The sequence below is a fragment of the Streptococcus dentapri genome (assembly GCF_042649885.1).
Lineage (GTDB): Bacteria > Bacillota > Bacilli > Lactobacillales > Streptococcaceae > Streptococcus > Streptococcus dentapri.
Window position 1 is genome coordinate 1 of the sequence record NZ_JBHSAC010000013.1, and the last position, 19,742, is coordinate 19,742.

Here is a 19,742-nt window from a genome sequence, read left to right on the forward strand (position 1 = left end):
TTTAGTATACTCCTAAACAGAGCAAAAAGCTCTTAGAAATGCAATTCCAAGAGCTTTGTCTTCAGTCTGAAGCTTGAAACCTTAGGTTTCAAGCTTTTTTACTATTGTCAAATACAAACAATTTACTAAAGATATAGTTGAGCAGAATAATGAGGACTTGGCTAACCAAACCAACAATGGTATCGACCAAATGGATATCATCGTTGACAAATTGTCCGACGATATGCGGATATGTCTTAACAAAAAACCATGTCATAGCAAAGTCTAGTACTAGGGTAGTCAATCTTGCAGAGGTAAATTTAATAAAGCGCTTGAACCAGCCCGAACGCTTCTGATTGAAAACCCAGATATCGTTGGTGAAAAAGGCAAAAAGTAGAGCGATTGCGTTAGCAGTTACGGTTGATAGCTCAGGCAGCTCGGTCAGATAAAAAATAGTAATCCGACTAATGAGGTAAACAAGGGTCGTTAAACCGCCAAAAAAGAGGTATTTAAGGGCTTCGTTATTCCAAGCAAAGATAATGAGTGATTTAATTTTTTTCATAATAAATAACTTTAACATAAATTTTTGGAATAAGCTAGGCTGAGCAAAAATCGATTTTTGAGTATATCATTCCCTTTAATAGATAATCCACCAGAATGCCTATTACATTGAAGCTATTCATATGTAATGGATCATTACAAAAGATATTTTGAAAAATTTTCATCACTTTTTTGAGATAAGCTGATAGTGTCCAAATTGTTAGCTAGTCCATCTTCTTTTTTTACCGTACTTGTGCTATACTGGATTGGTTATTTAACAGTCCTTGGTGCTTACAATCCTTTCACCAAGCATATTAAACGTGGTTAACCACCAAAGGAGAAATAATTATGACATTTACTGTACGTGATTTAGTTCAGATTGCTCTCGTGGCTGCGCTCTATGCCATTTTTACAGCGCTACCACCCTTTAACTTGATTAGTTATGGTCCTTATCAGTTTCGCCTATCCGAAATGCTAAATTTTTTGGGCTTTTATAAAGTTAAATACATTATTGGACTGACTTTGGGCTGTATGATTGCCAATCTTTATAGTTATGATCTCCTTGATGTATTTGTGGGCGGCGGTCAAACCTTGATTTTTGTCAGTCTGGGTGTTTGGTTCTTTAAAAAGTATCAGCAGCAGACCATTCTGGGTTACAATAAGGCCTTTTTCTTCTTCAGTTTCTTTTTCGCTGCTAGCATGTTTGTGATTGCAGCAGAACTAGCTATCGTTTCTCATGCACCTTTCTTTATCACTTGGTTTACAACAGCTGTTGGTGAGTTGGCTTCTCTGTTGATTGGAGGCTATCTCATCAATCTTTTGGGGCAGCGCATCAATCTTACTCAATAAGGATAAAAGTCTTCTTTCGAAGGCTTTTTCTCTTAATACTCAGCCTATTTCGTGCTATAATAGTGACATGAAAGAACGTATAAAAGAACTGGTTGCTCTTTTAAATCGCTATGCCAGCGAATATTATACCAAGGACAACCCCAGTGTTTCAGATGCCCAATATGATAAACTTTATCGTGAGTTGGTAGAATTAGAGAAGGCCCATCCCGATTTAGTAGAGGCTGATAGTCCTACCCATCGTGTTGGAGGCTTGGTTTTAGATGGTTTTGAGAAGTACCAGCATGAGTATCCGCTTTTTTCTTTGCAGGATGCTTTTTCGCGATCAGAATTAGATGATTTTGACCGTCGCGTCAAAACAGAATTTCCTCAAGCCTCTTACTTGGCTGAGCTCAAAATTGATGGTCTCTCAATTTCCCTTACTTATCGTGATGGTCAGCTAGTGGTTGGTGCCACGCGCGGTGATGGGACAATCGGTGAAAATATCACAGAGAATCTCAAGCGCATCAAAGATATTCCTTTGAGCTTGCCCGATCGACAGACTTTGACAGTTCGAGGTGAAGCTTATTTACCCAAAGCCTCTTTTGCAGCTATTAACGATAAGCGTCGTGAAAATGGTCAGACCGAATTTGCCAATCCCCGCAACGCTGCTGCAGGAACACTGCGTCAGCTAGATACAGCTGTTGTTGCTGAGCGAAATCTTGCAACTTTCATCTACCAAGAAGCGGGCGAAACGGGCTTCACCAGCCAAGAAGCAGTCTTAGAAGGCTTTGCGGATCTGGGTTTTACGGTCAATTCCCGTCGTATTGTGACTTCATCTATGGATGAGATTTGGGACTTTATTCAATCGGTCCAGACTGAGCGCGACAATCTAGCCTATGATATCGATGGTATTGTTATCAAAGTCAACAGTCTGGCTATGCAAGAAGAACTGGGCTTCACTGTCAAGGCTCCCCGTTGGGCCATCGCTTACAAATTTCCTGCTGAGGAAAAAGAAGCGGAGATCCTTTCGGTAGATTGGACGGTCGGTCGGACAGGTGTTGTAACACCGACAGCTAATCTAACTCCTGTTCAGCTAGCAGGAACTACTGTTAGTCGCGCGACCTTACACAATGTTGATTATATTGCCGAAAAGGATATCCGCATTGGTGATACTGTTTTAGTCTACAAGGCAGGCGACATTATACCTGCAGTGCTCAATGTTATCTTGGAAAAACGCAAGCAGCAGCCGATCATGCCTATTCCAGATAAGTGTCCGTCTTGTCAAACACCTTTGGTGCATTATGAAGATGAAGTTGCCCTGCGCTGTGTTAATCCTCGCTGCCCTGCGCAGTTGAAGGAAAGATTGATTCACTTTGCTAGTCGCGATGCGATGAATATTACGGGGCTCGGGCCTTCTAATATTGACAAGGTCTACGATGCAGGTTTGGTTGAAGATGTTGCTGATCTTTATCAGCTCACTGTGGAGCAACTCTTGACCCTAGAAGGGTTCAAAGAAAAATCGGCTCAGAAACTCCATCAGGCTCTCTCAGCTTCTAAAGAAAATTCGGCGGACAAGCTCTTGTTTGGCTTGGGTATCCGCCATGTCGGGAGTAAGGCCAGCAAACTTCTCTTGGAGAAGTTTGCTGATTTAGACCAGCTCATGCAGGCAGATACTGAGGAAATTGCTGACATTGAGGGATTGGGCAATGTTCTTGCCCAATCTCTGAAAGATTATTTTGCAACAGCGGGTGCCAAGCAACTGATTGAGGAGCTACGTCAGGCTGGCCTCAACTTTACCTATTTAGGCAAACGAGCTTCGGCCCATGCTGCCCTATCTGGGATGACAGTTGTCCTTACTGGAAAGTTGACCAGCCTTAAGCGCGGTCAGGCCAAGGAAAAATTGGAGAGCTTAGGTGCTAAGGTGACCAGTTCGGTTTCCAAGAAAACCGATATTGTTGTCGCTGGTGAAGATGCGGGCTTAAAACTGGCCAAGGCCCAGGAATTAGGAATTACCATTCAAACAGAAGAATGGTTGGCAAATTTATAGGAGAAGAAAATGGCTCAAAAACGTGCCCGCCTGATTTATAATCCGACTTCAGGTCAAGAAATCATGAAAAAAAATGTAGCTCAGGTTCTTGATATTTTAGAAGGTTTTGGCTTTGAAACGTCAGCCTTTCAAACTACACCTGAGCCTGATTCTGCAAAAAACGAAGCGGCTCGAGCAGCCCAGGTTGGTTTTGATTTGGTTATCGCTGCGGGTGGCGATGGTACAATCAATGAGGTTGTCAATGGTATTGCTCCTCTTGAACACCGCCCTCAAATGGCAATTATACCAACGGGAACAACCAATGATCTAGCGCGTGCTCTGAAAATTCCGCGGGGCAATCCGATTAAGGCAGCTCAGATTATTGGTAAAAATCAAATTATCCAAATGGATATCGGCCGAGCGCACAGCAATGTCTACTTTATCAATATCGCTGCAGCTGGTACTCTGACTGAGCTAACTTACAGTGTTCCCAGTCAATTAAAAACCATGTTTGGTTATCTAGCTTATTTGGCTAAGGGAGTTGAATTGCTGCCGCGTGTTAGAAAAGCACCGGTTCGCATCACCCATGATGAAGGCGTCTTTGAAGGTGGGGCTTCACTCATCTTTGCGGCTATCACCAATTCGGTTGGTGGTTTTGAAACCATTGCACCTGATGCCAAACTTGATGATGGTCAATTCACTCTGATTATTGTCAAAACGGCCAATTTGATTGATATTGCCCACCTAGTCAGAAAACTTCTCCAAGGGGGTAAGCATATTGGTGATAAACATATTGACTATATCAAGACCAGCAAGATTGTCATTGAACCTTTAACCGATGAACGCATGATGATTAATCTTGATGGCGAATACGGTGGTGATGCTCCAATCATCTTGGAAAATCTTAAAAACCATATCTCCTTTTATGCTGATACTGATGAAATTTCAGATGATGCTCTTGAGCTGGATGCTCAAGAATTGGCTCTGGAAGCTATCGCTCAGAAATTTTCACATGAGGTTGATGAATTTGATCAAGAAGAGAAGTAGATTGCAGTCTGCTTTTTTCTTTTTCAAAACCTTAAATAAATCCCTTCGATACCGTTGTATTTAAAGTCAGTAAAAGTCAACAGTGTTTTCAGAAAAAATTTATATTTCCTTGTAATCATTGACTTTCACAGAAAATAGGACTAAAATGACGTAGTAAAAAAATTTAAAGGAGCATTCTATTATGAATTTAGCTATTTTATCACTCGGTATTGCGGTTATGGGCGTTAGCCTTGGTGAAGGAATTTTGGTAGCCAATATTGCAAAATCTGCTGCGCGTCAACCAGAAATGTACGGTAAATTGCAAACCCTCATGATTTTGGGCGTTGCTTTTATCGAAGGTACTTTCTTCGTACTTCTTGCTTCAACCTTCTTTGTAACAACTCAGTAAGATAGAAAGCTACTAAGTGAAAAGAAGGAGGGATGAGGTTGGAAACAACAGAAAATCCAATAGTACACTTTCTAGGTATTGACTTTGATTTAACTATTCTTGCTATGTCTCTCTTGACGGTTTTGATTGCATTTGTATTTATTTTTTGGGCTAGTCGCAATATGAAGATGAAACCCAAGGGGAAACAGAATGTTTTAGAGTTTGCCTATGAATTTGTTCAAGGTATTATTCAACCAAAACTTGGCAAATACACGTCCAACTACAGTCTGCTTTCATTCGCGCTTTTCTTTTTTCTTCTCATTGCCAATAATGTTGGCCTTTTAACAAAATTAGAACTCCATGATTACAATCTCTGGACTTCTCCCACCTCAAATGTGGCTTATGATTTTGGCCTAGCCTTAATAGTTGCTGTAATTGTTCACTTTGAAGGTGTTCGTAAAAATGGCCTAAAAAGCTACTTAAAAAGTTACATTGATCCAATACCTTTTATGTTACCGATGAATATTTTGGAACAATTTACCAATATCATTTCATTGACATTGCGTTTGTACGGTAATATTTACGCAGGTGAAATTGTCGTATCATTGCTGTTGAGTCTAGCTCATTTCAGCCCAACTGCTACGCCAGTTGCTATTGCCCTGAATGTAGTTTGGATAGGATTTTCAATCTTCATATCGGCCGTTCAAGCCTATGTTTTTCTACTTTTAACAACAACCTATATTGGTGGTAATGTTAATAATGAGAAAGAATAAGAAAGGAGAAATGAAACATGAGTACACTCATTAACAGTACAAGTCTGGGTAATATTATTATCGTCACGGGTTCATTTATTCTCTTACTTGTTCTCATTCGAATATTCGCTTGGAAACAAATCACAGGCATTTTTAAAGCACGTGAAGAAAAAATTACCAAAGATATCGACGGTGCAGAAAATGCTCGTAAGCAGGCTGAGGCTCTAGCGCAAAAACGCCAAGAAGAACTTAGTGTTGCTAAAGATGATGCCGCTAAAATCATTGATAATGCTAAAGAAATCGGAGATGCACAAGGAGCTCAAATCATTACAGACGCTCGTGCCGAAGTGAACCGATTGATTGAAAAAGCCAACCAAGATATTGCTCAAAATAAGGCAGAAGCTCTTTCTAGTGTGAAGGGAGAAGTAGCCGATTTGACTGTCTTGTTGGCTGAAAAAATTATGACCAAAAATTTAGACAAGTCAACTCAATCTGATTTGATCGATCAATATCTTGATCAGTTAGGAGATGCCTAATGGATCGTAAACTACAAGCTGTAATTGAGCAATACGCTGACAGTCTAGCTCAAGTTGTACTTGAAAAAGGCTTGGTATCTGAGATTCAAGATGAAATCTCAATCTGCTTGTCAGTTTTTGAAGAGAACTCTCTCAGCACTTATCTGTCAAGTCTGGCGATTGCTCGTGATGATAAAGTAAAAGTCGTTAGGTTATTTCAAGCGTCTAGTTCAGATTATCTGAAAAATTTTTTTGAGATCATTTTGCAAAATGAACGTGAGAGCCTGATTGAACCAATTTTTAAGGCGGTTCAACATAAACTAATTCAAGCAACCCGCGAATTTCCTCTGACCGTGACCTCAGCCGTCGCACTCAGTGATCAGCAGAAGGAACGTGTCTTGGATTTAGCTAATCGAAAGTTTGAAATCAGAGCTCAGGACATTGTCGAAGATATTGATCAGTCAATCATCGGCGGCTTTATCATTGAAGCGAATAATCAGATAATTGACGCCAGTATTCGCAGTCAATTACAACAATTAAAAAATAATTTTAAATAGAAAGTGGTGTGACTTTTGGCAATTAATGCACAAGAAATTAGCGCTTTAATTAAAAAGCAAATTGAAGACTTCCAGCCAAATTTTGATGTCACAGAAACAGGAGTAGTAACCTATATCGGTGATGGTATCGCCCGTGCTCGTGGGCTTGACAATGTCATGGCGGGTGAGTTGCTTGAATTTCAAAATGGTTCTTATGGTATGGCTCAAAACTTGGAGTCAAACGATGTTGGTATTATTATCCTTGGTGATTTCTCAGAAATCATAGAAGGTGATACTGTCAAACGTACCGGTAAGATTATGGAAGTTCCGGCAGGACCAGAATTGATTGGTCGTGTGGTTAATCCTCTCGGCCAGCCAGTTGATGGCTTGGGGGATCTCAATGCTAGCAGCGTGCGTCCAGTTGAAATACCGGCTCCAGGTGTTATGCAGCGTAAATCCGTTTCTGAACCCTTGCAAACAGGGATTAAGGCTATTGATGCCTTGGTACCAATTGGTCGCGGTCAGCGTGAACTGATTATTGGTGACCGTCAAACCGGTAAAACTTCCATCGCCATTGATACTATCTTGAACCAAAAGGGTCAAGATATGATTTGTATCTATGTGGCTATTGGTCAAAAAGAGTCAACAGTTCGTACACAAGTTGAAACATTGCGCAAGTATGGTGCCCTTGATTATACCATTGTTGTTACAGCATCGGCTTCGCAGCCATCACCTTTACTTTACATTGCTCCTTATGCGGGTGTCGCAATAGCTGAAGAGTTCATGTATAATGGTAAGCATGTTTTGATCGTCTATGATGATTTATCTAAACAAGCTGTTGCTTACCGTGAGCTCTCCTTGCTTCTTCGTCGTCCACCAGGACGTGAAGCCTACCCAGGGGATGTTTTCTATCTGCACAGTCGTTTGCTTGAACGTTCAGCTAAGGTTTCGGATGATCTCGGCGGTGGCTCTATTACAGCCCTGCCTTTCATTGAAACTCAGGCCGGCGATATCTCAGCTTATATTGCAACCAACGTTATCTCCATTACAGATGGTCAAATCTTCTTGCAAGAAAATCTCTTCAACTCTGGTATTCGCCCAGCGATTGATGCGGGTTCATCTGTTTCTCGTGTGGGTGGAGCTGCACAAATCAAGGCTATGAAAAAGGTTGCTGGAACCCTGCGTTTAGACCTAGCTTCCTATCGTGAACTTGAAGCTTTTACACAATTTGGCTCAGATCTTGATGAAGCAACTCAATCTAAGTTAAATCGTGGTCGTCGTACGGTTGAAGTCTTGAAACAACCTGTTCATCAACCAATTCCAGTTGAAAAACAAGTATTGATTCTTTATGCTTTGACTCACGGTTTCCTAGACAGTGTTCCAGTTAATGATATTCTTTCTTTTGAACAAGATATGTATGCTTATTTTGATGTTCATTATGCTGATATCTTAGAAACCATTCGCACGACTAAGGACCTTCCTGAAGAAGCAGTTTTAGATGCTGCTATTCAAGCCTTCAAGGATCAATCATCATTTGAATAAGGGGGAGACTTATGGCAGGTTCTCTAAGTGAAATCAAGACAAGAATTGTCTCAACGGAAAAAACCAGTAAGATTACGAGTGCCATGCAAATGGTATCTGCCGCAAAACTGACCAAGTCCGAACAAGCAGACAAGGACTTTCAAGTCTACGCTTCAAAGATTCGTCAAATTACAACGGATCTGCTCCATACCGAATTAACTAACGGAACAGATAATCCCATGTTGGCTTCGCGTCCCGTCAAGCGCACAGGTTACATTGTGGTTACCTCCGACAAAGGGCTAGTTGGTGGTTATAATGCTAAAATTCTCAAGGCCGTTATTGATTTGATTGAGGATTATCATGCCGACAAGGATGATTATGCTATCATCTCTATCGGAGGTGTGGGGTCTGATTTCTTCCATGCCCGTGGTATCGATCTAGCTTTTGAATTGCGTGGTCTGGAGGATCAGCCGACCTTTGAACAAGTGTCAGAGATTATTTCGCAATCTGTAGATATGTACAAAGAAGAACTCTTTGATGAACTCTACGTTTGTTACAACCACCATGTCAATAGCTTGACTAGTCAGGTTCGGGTAGAGCAGATGCTTCCAATTGTTGATCTTGATGTCAATGAATCTAAAGAAGAAGCATCATTGGTCTTTGAATTAGAACCTGATCGTGCTAGCATCCTTGAGCAATTACTACCGCAATATACAGAAAGTCTGATTTACGGAGCAATCATTGATGCTAAAACAGCAGAACACGCTGCTGGGATGACAGCCATGCAGACAGCGACGGATAATTCGAAAAATGTAATCAATGATTTAACGATTCAGTATAATCGTGCGCGTCAAGCGGCAATCACTCAGGAAATTACTGAAATTGTAGGTGGTGCAAATGCTCTTGAATAAGGGTGAGTGACCATTTGAAATAACTAGCAAGACTTTGCTAAATAAATAAAGGAGAAGGAAATGAGCTCAGGCAAAATTGCTCAGGTTGTTGGCCCAGTTGTAGATGTTAAGTTTGCTAGCGGGGATAAACTTCCTGAGATAAACAATGCATTGGTCGTGTATAAAGATAGCGATAAAAAAGAAAGAATTGTGCTCGAAGTTGTCCTTGAATTGGGTGATGGTGTCGTACGCACCATCGCTATGGAATCAACTGATGGGCTTACGCGTGGACTAGAAGTTCTGGATACTGGTCGCCCTATCAGCGTGCCGGTTGGTAAAGAGACACTCGGTCGTGTATTCAACGTACTTGGAGATGCTATTGACCTTGGTGAGCCCTTTGCTGCAGATGTGGAACGTGAACCCATTCATAAAAAAGCTCCTAGCTTTGATGAATTATTAACCTCATCAGAAATCCTAGAAACAGGGATTAAGGTTATCGACCTATTGGCCCCTTATCTTAAAGGTGGTAAGGTCGGCCTCTTCGGTGGTGCCGGAGTCGGTAAAACTGTTTTGATTCAGGAATTAATCCACAACATTGCGCAAGAACATGGTGGCATCTCAGTCTTTACCGGTGTTGGGGAACGTACCCGTGAAGGGAATGACCTCTACTGGGAAATGAAGGAATCTGGCGTTATTAATAAGACTGCAATGGTCTTTGGTCAGATGAATGAACCACCAGGAGCACGGATGCGTGTTGCTCTGACTGGTTTGACCTTGGCAGAGTATTTCCGTGATGTTGAAGGTCAGGACGTGCTTTTGTTCATCGATAATATCTTCCGTTTCACCCAAGCCGGTTCAGAAGTTTCTGCTTTGCTTGGTCGTATGCCATCAGCCGTTGGTTATCAACCAACTCTGGCTACGGAAATGGGACAACTGCAGGAACGGATTACTTCAACTAAAAAAGGTTCGGTTACATCCATTCAGGCTATCTATGTACCGGCCGATGACTATACGGATCCAGCGCCAGCGACAGCATTCGCTCACTTAGATTCGACAACCAACCTCGAACGCAAGTTGACACAAATGGGGATCTACCCCGCAGTTGATCCATTGGCTTCAAGCTCACGTGCCCTTTCTCCAGAAATCGTGGGAGAAGAACACTATCAAGTAGCTACAGAAGTTCAACGTGTTCTTCAACGTTATAATGAATTGCAGGATATCATCGCCATCCTCGGTATGGATGAATTGTCTGATGATGAAAAAGTCTTGGTTGGACGTGCCCGCCGTATCCAATTCTTCCTGTCACAGAACTTCAACGTTGCAGAACAATTCACCGGTCAACCGGGATCTTATGTTCCGGTTGCTGAGACGGTTCGTGGCTTCAAGGAAATCCTTGATGGGAAATACGATAATCTTCCAGAAGATGCCTTCCGTAGTGTAGGTCCTATAGAAGATGTTGTTGAAAAAGCTAAACAAATGGGCTTTTAGTGAGGTGATACTATGACCGAACATATGGTCGTACAAATTGTAACGCCTGATGGCATTCGCTATGACCACCATGCGACTTTCATTTCAGTGACGACACCAGATGGGGAGATGGGAATTTTAGCTAACCATATCAACACTATTACTCCTCTGACGGTTCATGAAATGAAAATTCGTCGTGTGGATGATGAACATCATGTGGACTGGGTTGCCGTCAATGGTGGTATTCTTGAAATCAAGGATAACATAGTCACGATTGTAGCGGATTCTGCTGAGCGTGACCGTGATATTGATATTTCACGGGCTGAGCGTGCTAAACAACGTGCCGAAAGAGATCTTAAGTCTGCCGAACAAGCTCATCAATCTGATGATGTTCGCCGTGCTCAAGTTGCTCTGCGCCGTGCTCTCAATCGTATCAGTGTTGGTAATAAATAAAATTAAGACTCTGAAACCAGCTGGTTTCAGAGTCTTTTGCTAGCATGGCTTCCTTTTTCTCATTATCTAACATGGGAAAAAGGGAGCATTTCTTGCTTGGCTTATCTCTAACTTTCGTGATAAAATGGGGGCATGGAAATTTTACAAACACTTATCACGCTCATCTGTCATATCTTTTTTATCCTGATGAGCTATCAGCTGCTTACTAATCTCGTAGATTGGGAAAAGATTTTAAAAATCAATATTGAAAATCTGCGCTCTGTTAATCTCCTAGTTATGTTTTTCAGTATTGGATTAGGTTATCTTGTCAGCAATTTCTTTCTGACACTGATTTCACTTAGCATGACGATTTTTACCTCAATCCGTTAATACTAACTTTTTATAATCTTATGTTATAATAAGGAAAACATTTGGTAAAAACGGAGAAATAAACTATGGATAAAATCATTGTCAAAGGTGGCTCTACTCGTTTGCAGGGAGAGGTAACGATTGAAGGCGCAAAAAATGCTGTTTTGCCTTTATTAGCGGCAACTATTCTACCTTCTAAAGGACAGACGATTCTGCATAATGTTCCGATTTTGTCAGATGTCTTCACCATGAATAATGTTGTTAGAGGACTTGATGTGCAGGTGAGTTTTGATCAGGATCATAATATGGTGACAGTTGATGCAACAGGTGATTTATTAGACGAAGCACCTTATGAATATGTCAGCCAGATGCGAGCTTCTATCGTTGTTTTAGGACCAATTCTTGCTCGCAATGGTCATGCCAAGGTTTCCATGCCTGGTGGCTGTACTATCGGTAGCCGTCCCATTGACCTTCACCTCAAGGGCTTAGAAGCTCTAGGGGCAAAGATTAGTCAAGTTGGTGGTGATATCACGGCGACAACGGATGGTTTGCAGGGGGCTAATATTTATATGGATTTCCCATCGGTTGGTGCAACGCAAAATTTAATGATGGCAGCAACTTTGGCCCAAGGAACGACCATTATTGAAAATGCTGCCCGTGAGCCGGAGATTGTAGATCTGGCTATTCTCCTTAATAAAATGGGATCAGATATTCGGGGTGCTGGGACTGAAACCTTGATCATCAATGGCGTAGATAAACTTCACGGAGCCGAGCACGATGTAGTTCAAGACCGTATCGAAGCAGGAACCTTTATGGTGGCGGCAGCCATGACCTCGGGTGATGTCTTGATTAAATCAGCAATCTGGGAACACAATCGTCCCTTGATTTCTAAACTGCAGGAAATGGGTGTAGAGGTGACGGAAGAAAGTGATGGAATCCGTATTAAATCGGATGTTAACCGTTTGAAACCTGTTACAGTTAAGACTCTACCCCACCCAGGTTTTCCCACAGATATGCAGGCACAATTTACTGCCCTCATGACTGTGGTCAATGGTGAGTCAACCATGATTGAAACGGTTTTTGAAAATCGTTTTCAGCATCTGGAGGAAATGCGTCGCATGGGTCTACATTCCGAAATTTTACGCGATACCGCTCTGATTCGTGGTGGTCAACCATTACAAGGAGCTCAAGTCATGTCGACAGACCTGCGTGCTAGTGCTGCCCTCATCTTGATTGGTATGGTTGCCGATGGCACAACGTCTGTTGGTGAACTCAGCCACTTAGATCGTGGTTATTATAAATTTCATGAAAAATTGGCAGCTCTGGGTGCCGATATTAAAAGGATAAATGGCTAATGAAACGAGTTGGTCTTATGAGAGACATTAGCTGTCTCTCATTTTATTAATAGCCCTTGCTGGTTGGCTATGCAATCCTAGGGATGGTAATAGGCTCCTAGCTGTCCTGTCATTGGATAAGTGGGAATTAATGAGTGCAATTTACAGAGAAATAAGCAAGGGACTCGGGCTTGAGATTGCTTCGAGTTCTTTTAGAGAATTATAGAATGAAGAAAAAATTAACAAAACGTGAACAAAAGGCCCTGCTTTCTCTCTTCAGTTTAATCCTAGTCTTGCTATTGGGATATATTGCGACCAATAACCAGATTTCAGATAACAATCCCATCAAGCAGGTTGCTCACCTGATCACAGGTGAGCAGAACTCAAGTAAAAGCGGTGAAGCGCCTAGTCAATGGCTGGTTGAAAGCGTCATGAGTGCTGAAGTCAAACAGCAGTTACCAAGTGATATCAAGTGGAACAGTGCCGGGGCCTTTGTTCTAGCTGGTAATAAAACAGACCTCAATGCTAAGATTGCCAGTGCCCCTTATGTCAACAACCAGACCAAGGTAGTTAGAGGGCAAAAAGTACCTACGGTTGCCAATGCCCTCCTGAGCAAGGCGACCCGTCAGTACCGCAACCGCAAAGATACTGGTAATGGGTCTACTGCATGGACTCCCGCAGGCTGGCAGCAAGTGACGGATTTGGATGGTCCTTATGACCATGCAATTGACCGCGGTCATCTGATTGCTTATGCTTTAGCTGGAAGCCTCAAAGGTTTTGATGCTTCCACCAGCAATGCAGATAATGTAGCTGTTCAGACAGCTTGGAGTAATGAAGCCAACAGCGAAAATTCAACAGGTCAGAACTATTATGAAACTCTGATTCGTCAAGCCTTGGACAAAAATAAAAAAGTCCGCTACCGCGTGACTCTCATTTATGAAGGAGACAACCTCCTAGCTAGTGGTAGCCATCTGGAAGCCAAATCTTCCGATGGCAGTTTGGAGTTCAATGTCTTTATCCCAAATGTCCAAAACGGCCTCAACATTGATTACAGCACCGGAGCAATTAGGGTTACTGAGGATTGAGTAGCTTGTGAAATAGTGGTTTGCTCAAATAAGATTGGCAAGGAACTTGTCAGATAGTTTATTTTTTGATAGAATAACACTAATTGAATAGAAGTCTATGAGACCAGTAGCTGGGTGGTACTTTAAAGGGAATGTGAGCCGTCGACTGTAAGTTCACTAAAGGAAAGCCTTGTGAATTCACTCATATAAAAGACTTATGAATTAAGGTCCAGTTTGCTGGATAAAAACGGATGGTACCGCGTGTCAACGCTCCGCTTGGTTGGAGCAAGGCATGCGTTTTTTGTTTTTATTATGCTAAAGACCTTAGTAAGATTGAAAGGAAGATCAATGGATTTACGTGAACAGTTAGAAGAGTTGAAGTTATCAACTCAGGCCAAGTTGAAAGAAATGAACGGCAATCACAGTAAGGAACTGCAAGACTTGCGTGTGCAAGTGCTGGGTAAGAAGGGCTCTTTGACAGAGCTATTGAAGGGTCTTAAAAACCTCTCTAATGAGATGCGGCCAGTTGTTGGTAAGCAAGTTAATGAAGTGCGCGATGTGTTGACTAAAGACTTTGAAGAACAGGCCAAGATTGTTGAAGCGGCCAAAATTCAAGCCCAGCTGGAGTCGGAAAGTCTCGATGTTACCCTGCCTGGGCGTCAGATCAAACTAGGAAACCGTCACGTCTTGACTCAAACGTCTGAAGAGTTAGAAGACATTTTCTTGGGCATGGGCTTCCAAGTTGTTGATGGCTATGAAGTAGAAAGCGATTATTATAACTTTGAACGTATGAACCTGCCTAAAAATCACCCAGCGCGTGATATGCAGGATACTTTCTATATCACCGATGAAATCTTGCTGCGGACTCATACTAGTCCCGTTCAAGCTCGAACATTGGATCAGCATGATTTCAGCAAGGGACCGCTTAAGATGATTTCACCGGGGCGTGTTTTCCGTCGTGATACCGATGATGCCACTCACTCGCACCAATTCCATCAAATCGAAGGTCTGGTAGTCGGTAAAGAGATCTCTATGGGTGACCTTAAGGGGACTCTTCAGATGATCAGTCAAAAAATGTTTGGTGAGGATCGCAAAATTCGTCTACGCCCATCCTATTTCCCATTTACGGAACCATCTGTTGAGGTTGATGTGTCTTGCTTCAAGTGTGGTGGTGTTGGCTGTAGTGTCTGCAAGAGGACTGGCTGGATTGAGATTCTAGGAGCTGGTATGGTCCATCCAAGCGTGCTAGAAATGTCTGGTGTAGATTCGGAAAGCTATTCTGGTTTTGCCTTTGGCCTAGGTCAGGAACGTATTGCTATGCTTCGTTATGGTATCAATGATATCCGTGATTTCTACCAAGGAGATGTCCGCTTCTCAGCTCAATTTAAATAAGTAATTAGAATAGGAGGAGTAAGTTTTGACACTTGTTTTAAAGAAAATTGGTGTAGATCAAGTAGAATTTTTGCGGGAGATTTCGATTGAAACCTTCCGTGAAAGCTTTGCCCATGACAATACCGAGGAACAGATGCAGGACTATTTTGATCAGGCTTTTAATTTGTCAGTCTTGACGCAAGAATTAGCCAGTCCGGAATCCTCCTATATCCTTGCAGAAATTAATGGTAAGCCTGCCGGATTTTTAAAAACCAATACAGGCTCTGCTCAGACTGAAAAAGAGCTTGAAAATGCATTTGAAATCCAGAGAATTTATGTCTTGCAGGCTTATCAAGGTCTGGGTATCGGCAAGGCTCTCTTCGAATTTGCCCTATCGGAAGCCCGAAAATCTGGAGCTGATTGGGTTTGGCTAGGGGTCTGGGAAAGGAATTTTAAGGCTCAGCATTTCTATGCCAAATACGGCTTCATGAAATTCGGCCAGCATTCCTTCCAAGTATCACCAGACAAGGTTGATACGGACTGGCTCCTGAGAAAAAAACTCAAAAATGACTGACAGTGTGCTTATATAAGAGCCTAGTTAGCAGAAATAGATAAAAGAAAGTGCAAAACTTTAATTGTACTGTTTAAAAAATGAAAGGAAGAACTAGACCAAAAAGAGGAAAAACTCTAAAGGTCTTGATAACTTAGATTATGCTTGTATCATATAAATGGTTAAAAGAGTTGGTTGATGTTGATGTAGCAACAGCTGAACTTGCTGAAAAGATGTCAACGACAGGTATTGAAGTTGAAGGTGTTGAAAAACCAGCGGAAGGTCTGTCAAAAATAGTAGTAGGTCATGTACTCTCCTGTGAAGTTGTACCTGAAACCCATCTTCATCTCTGTCAAATTGACACAGGTGAAGAAGAAGCACGTCAGATTGTCTGCGGTGCCCCAAATATTAAGGAGGGTATCAAAGTGATTGTTGCTCTGCCAGGAGCACGTATAGCGGACAACTACAAGATAAAAAAAGGCAAAATCCGTGGCATAGAATCTCTTGGAATGATTTGTTCTCTGCAAGAGCTAGGTTTATCAGATGCTATCATCCCTAAGGAGTTTGCTGACGGAATCTACATCCTGCCGGATGCAGCTGTGCCCGGTGACAGTGTCTTTCCTTACCTTGATTTGGATGATGAAATTATCGAATTATCTATCACACCTAATCGGGCTGATGCCTTGTCTATGCGCGGTGTTGCCCACGAGGTGGCTGCTATCTATGGCAAGCCCGTCCATTTCCCTAAAAAAACGGTGGTAGAATCAGAGCCAGCTGCAGCTGATCAGCTGGAAGTCGCCATTGAATCGGACAAGGTGTTCACCTATCAAGCGCGTATAGTGGAAAATGTCAGCGTGGCTCCCAGCCCACAGTGGTTGCAAAATCTGCTCATGAATGCTGGTATCCGTCCCATCAACAATGTAGTTGATGTCACCAACTATGTACTCCTCTACTATGGACAACCGATGCATGCCTTTGATTTGGATAAATTTGAGGATCGAAAAATTATTGTTAGAAATGCACGTGCCGATGAAAAGCTAGTAACGCTGGATGGTGAAGAACGAGATTTGATAGGAGAAGATCTTGTCATCACAGTTGCTGATAAGCCTGTTGCCCTCGCCGGTGTCATGGGTGGTCAATCTACTGAAATTGATAGCCAATCACAAAATGTTGTACTAGAAGGAGCTGTCTTTGATGGTCAGTCCATTCGCAAAACCAGCAACCGTCTCAATCTTCGTTCGGAAAGTTCGTCACGCTTTGAAAAAGGAATTAACTATGCAACCGTCACTGAAGCTCTGGACTTTGCCGCTGCTATGTTGCAAGAATTGGCCAATGGTACAGTCTTAGCTGGTCATCTACAAGTTGGCGACCTACCGACTGATCCTATAGAGGTCTCCACCAGTCTTGATTATGTTAATGTCCGTCTGGGGACTCAGTTGACCTATGCAGATATCGAAACAATCTTTGCCAAGTTGGACTTTGCGGTGACTGGTGATAGCCAGTACTTTACAGTATCGGTACCACGTCGCCGTTGGGATATAGCCATTCAGGCTGACTTGGTGGAAGAAATTGCTCGTATTTATGGCTACGACAAATTGCCGACAACTTTGCCGGAAGCTTCGGGAACGATTGGTGAATTGACATCTGCCCAAAAACTGCGTCGCAAGGTTCGTACAATAGCTGAAGGAGCAGGTCTGTCAGAAATCATTACTTATGCTCTGACAACGCCTGAAAAAGCAGTTGAATTTACCCTAGCACCAAGCAATATTACCGAGTTAATGTGGCCGATGAGCGTTGAACGTTCAGCTCTGCGTCAAAATATCGTCTCAGGTCTCTTGGACACAGTAGCCTACAATGTTGCTCGTAAAAATACAGACTTAGCCATCTATGAAATCGGTAAGGTCTTTGAGCAAGCAGGCAATCCTAAGGAAGACTTGCCAAACGAAGTCAATACCTTTGCCTTTGCCTTAACTGGTCTGGTTAAGGATAAGGATTTCCAAACACCAGCTACCCCTATTGATTTCTTCTACGCCAAGGGAATCGTCGAAGCTTTCTTTGATAAGCTGAACTTGCGGGTTGAATTCTCAGCTCTCAAGAGTCTAGCAAGTATGCACCCAGGTCGTACAGCCAGCATCATTCTAAATGGTGAAACTATCGGCTTTATAGGTCAGGTTCATCCTGAAACAGCCAAGACTTATGATATTCCTGAAGCCTATGTGGCGGAAATCAACTTAGCAGCCGTGGAAGCCAATCTTCAACCGACACCACCTGTCACTGAGATTACCAAATTTCCAGCCGTTTCACGTGATGTCGCTCTCTTGGTTGATCAAGAAGTCAGCCACAAAGCTATTCTTGAAGCTATTCAATCGGCTAACGTTAAACGGCTGACAGCCGTTAAGCTCTTTGATGTCTATGCAGGTAGCCATATCCAGACTGGTAAAAAGTCTATGGCTTACAGCTTGACTTTTCAGAATCCTAATGACAACCTCACCGATGAAGAAGTTGCTAAATATATGAAAAAAGTTATCAAGGCTCTGACTCAAGAAGTTGGTGCAGAGGTGCGCTAATTCTATCATCCAAAGAGAGTGGAACAAAAATCGATAAATTGTGATAAATTGCAATTTCGATTTTACCATCATACCTTTTGCACTGTTGATTAGGCAGTCCTTTCGTTAATCTGGTAAAGCTAGAGAAAAAACAAAAAGGCAGGACTTTGAACTGACCCCAAAAGTTAGATATATTCTCTAACTTTTGGGGTCAGTTCACTTTTGTCCCTGCTTTTTTCTTGTGTCATCTCCAAATACTTGTACTTCTAAGGTTTCAGGCGGAAGTTAAAAATAAACTTAAACTTAATTTGATCATAAGAATTAATTGAAATTTAACATATTTTTTGCTAAAATATAACGAGGTGTGTCAAAACATCACAAACAACCATAATTGGGAGGAAATTACTATGTGGAAAAACTCACAGCGTTTTTCTATCAGAAAGTATAGTTTCGGAGCAGCCTCAGTGCTGTTAGGGACAACTATGCTTGCGGTAGGAACATCAGCTAAGGCGGAGGAAGCTAACCCGTCAGCTGTGCCTGAGGAGAGCCCAGCAGTTAATCAATCAGTTGCGTTGATTGAGAATACTAATGAAACACAAACGACAGTTGTCAGTGTTATTCAAGAAGGAGATACCACAACAACTGTTAAGGAAGTAACATCATCAGAATTAGAAGCCGCTAAAAGCTCTGCCGAGAAAGAAGGCTTGACAGTTAATGAAACAGAAAGTCAAGTTCAACCATCAGTTGAAGCTGCGGAAGCTGATAATAAGGCACAGGCAGATAAAATCAATGCGACTATCGCTGATTATCAAGTCTCTAAAGATCAATACGAAGCAGACAAAGCTCAATATGAAATTGACCAGGCTAACTATGACAATAAAGTAGCCGAAAAAGCGGAAGCAGACGCCTTTAATGCGCAAGAAGCCGCTAAATATCAAGCAGCTTTGACGGTTTATAACCAAGCCAAAGCGGATTATGAAGCAGCTCTTGCCCAGTACAATCAAGATAAGGCTCAATACGATGCGGATAAGACCAACTACGATAACAAGCTAGCTGAAAAAGAAGCCGCAGACAAAGCTAACGCTGACGCTAAAGCTAAGTATGATCAAGAAAAAGCAGCGTATGATCAGGCTAAGGCTGAGTATGAAGCAGCTCTTGCCCAGTACAATCAAGATAAGGCTCAATACGATGCGGATAAGACCAACTACGACAACAAGGTAGCTGAAAAAGCGGCAGCAGATGCCGCTAATCAGGCGGCCAAAGAGCAGTATGACGCTGAGAAAGCCCAATACGATGCAGATCTTGCTCAATACAATCAAGATAAGGCGCAGTACGATGCGGATAAGGCTCAATACGATGCTGACAAGGCCAACTACGACAACAAGGTAGCTGAAAAAGCGGCAGCAGATGCCGCTAATCAGGCGGCCAAAGAGCAGTATGACGCTGAGAAAGCCCAATACGATGCAGATCTTGCTCAATACAATCAAGATAAGGCGCAGTACGATGCGGATAAGGCTCAATACGATGCTGACAAGGTCAACTATGACAACAAGGTAGCCGAAAAAGCGGCAGCAGATGCCGCTAATCAGGCGGCCAAAGAGCAGTATG

19 protein-coding genes and 1 riboswitch are annotated in these 19,742 nt (G+C 42.3%); of the genes, 18 read left to right on the top strand and 1 reads right to left on the bottom strand.

The window, feature by feature from the left end:
- Positions 1-88 precede the first annotated feature (88 nt).
- Positions 89-541, bottom strand: a complete 453-nt coding sequence (locus ACFOSE_RS01500; RefSeq protein WP_380429570.1) for a GtrA family protein — start codon at positions 539-541, stop codon at positions 89-91.
- A gap of 230 nt (positions 542-771) precedes the next feature.
- Positions 772-867, top strand: a riboswitch (PreQ1 riboswitch).
- On the opposite strand from ACFOSE_RS01500, the gene ACFOSE_RS01505 reads away from it, so the two are divergent.
- From ACFOSE_RS01505 to ACFOSE_RS01590, 18 genes are all read left to right on the top strand, one after another.
- Positions 868-1,368, top strand: a complete 501-nt coding sequence (locus ACFOSE_RS01505) for a QueT transporter family protein (protein WP_380429573.1) — start codon at positions 868-870, stop codon at positions 1,366-1,368. It begins immediately after the preceding riboswitch.
- 67 nt (positions 1,369-1,435) lie between these two features.
- Positions 1,436-3,394 carry an NAD-dependent DNA ligase LigA gene (ligA, locus tag ACFOSE_RS01510; protein WP_380429575.1) on the top strand — a complete coding sequence of 653 codons (1,959 nt, stop codon included), beginning with the start codon at positions 1,436-1,438 and terminating at the stop codon, positions 3,392-3,394.
- Between the two features lie 9 nt (positions 3,395-3,403).
- Positions 3,404-4,420, top strand: coding sequence for a diacylglycerol kinase family lipid kinase (locus ACFOSE_RS01515; protein ID WP_380429578.1), 1,017 nt, complete (start codon positions 3,404-3,406; stop codon positions 4,418-4,420).
- A 178-nt stretch (positions 4,421-4,598) separates the two neighbouring features.
- A complete protein-coding gene (locus ACFOSE_RS01520) occupies positions 4,599-4,808 on the top strand; it encodes a F0F1 ATP synthase subunit C (protein ID WP_380429619.1) in 210 nt (69 codons plus the stop codon).
- 38 nt (positions 4,809-4,846) lie between these two features.
- The gene (gene atpB / locus ACFOSE_RS01525) at positions 4,847-5,560 is read left to right on the top strand and encodes a F0F1 ATP synthase subunit A (RefSeq protein WP_380429581.1); all 714 of its coding nucleotides are present in this window, start codon (positions 4,847-4,849) and stop codon (positions 5,558-5,560) included.
- Between the two features lie 17 nt (positions 5,561-5,577).
- On the top strand, positions 5,578-6,075 hold the full coding sequence (gene atpF / locus ACFOSE_RS01530) for a F0F1 ATP synthase subunit B (RefSeq protein ID WP_380429584.1): 498 nt from the start codon (positions 5,578-5,580) through the stop codon (positions 6,073-6,075).
- Positions 6,075-6,611, top strand: a complete 537-nt coding sequence (locus ACFOSE_RS01535; protein WP_380429587.1) for a F0F1 ATP synthase subunit delta — start codon at positions 6,075-6,077, stop codon at positions 6,609-6,611. Before atpF ends, ACFOSE_RS01535 begins: the two co-directional genes overlap by 1 nt.
- Before the next feature lie 15 nt (positions 6,612-6,626).
- A complete protein-coding gene (atpA, locus tag ACFOSE_RS01540; protein WP_380429589.1) occupies positions 6,627-8,132 on the top strand; it encodes a F0F1 ATP synthase subunit alpha in 1,506 nt (501 codons plus the stop codon).
- 11 nt (positions 8,133-8,143) lie between these two features.
- Positions 8,144-9,022, top strand: coding sequence for a F0F1 ATP synthase subunit gamma (locus tag ACFOSE_RS01545; protein ID WP_380429592.1), 879 nt, complete (start codon positions 8,144-8,146; stop codon positions 9,020-9,022).
- 60 nt (positions 9,023-9,082) lie between these two features.
- On the top strand, positions 9,083-10,489 hold the full coding sequence (gene atpD, locus ACFOSE_RS01550) for a F0F1 ATP synthase subunit beta (protein ID WP_380429595.1): 1,407 nt from the start codon (positions 9,083-9,085) through the stop codon (positions 10,487-10,489).
- Positions 10,490-10,501: 12 nt separating this feature from the next.
- Entirely contained in the window at positions 10,502-10,921 is a 420-nt protein-coding gene (locus ACFOSE_RS01555; RefSeq protein ID WP_380429598.1) for a F0F1 ATP synthase subunit epsilon, read from the top strand.
- A gap of 132 nt (positions 10,922-11,053) precedes the next feature.
- On the top strand, positions 11,054-11,290 hold the full coding sequence (locus ACFOSE_RS01560; protein ID WP_380429601.1) for a DUF1146 family protein: 237 nt from the start codon (positions 11,054-11,056) through the stop codon (positions 11,288-11,290).
- A 65-nt stretch (positions 11,291-11,355) separates the two neighbouring features.
- The gene (gene murA / locus ACFOSE_RS01565; protein ID WP_380429603.1) at positions 11,356-12,624 is read left to right on the top strand and encodes a UDP-N-acetylglucosamine 1-carboxyvinyltransferase; all 1,269 of its coding nucleotides are present in this window, start codon (positions 11,356-11,358) and stop codon (positions 12,622-12,624) included.
- A gap of 206 nt (positions 12,625-12,830) precedes the next feature.
- The gene (locus ACFOSE_RS01570) at positions 12,831-13,688 is read left to right on the top strand and encodes a DNA/RNA non-specific endonuclease (protein WP_380429606.1); all 858 of its coding nucleotides are present in this window, start codon (positions 12,831-12,833) and stop codon (positions 13,686-13,688) included.
- A gap of 327 nt (positions 13,689-14,015) precedes the next feature.
- Entirely contained in the window at positions 14,016-15,059 is a 1,044-nt protein-coding gene (gene pheS / locus ACFOSE_RS01575; protein WP_380429608.1) for a phenylalanine--tRNA ligase subunit alpha, read from the top strand.
- Positions 15,060-15,084: 25 nt separating this feature from the next.
- Positions 15,085-15,612, top strand: coding sequence for a GNAT family N-acetyltransferase (locus ACFOSE_RS01580; protein ID WP_380429611.1), 528 nt, complete (start codon positions 15,085-15,087; stop codon positions 15,610-15,612).
- 137 nt (positions 15,613-15,749) lie between these two features.
- Complete coding sequence (gene pheT, locus ACFOSE_RS01585) at positions 15,750-18,155, top strand: phenylalanine--tRNA ligase subunit beta (protein ID WP_380429613.1); 2,406 nt, start codon at positions 15,750-15,752, stop codon at positions 18,153-18,155.
- A gap of 386 nt (positions 18,156-18,541) precedes the next feature.
- Positions 18,542-19,742, top strand: a 1,201-nt coding sequence (locus ACFOSE_RS01590) for a YSIRK-type signal peptide-containing protein (RefSeq protein ID WP_380429616.1), incomplete at its 3' end; no start/stop codon positions are given.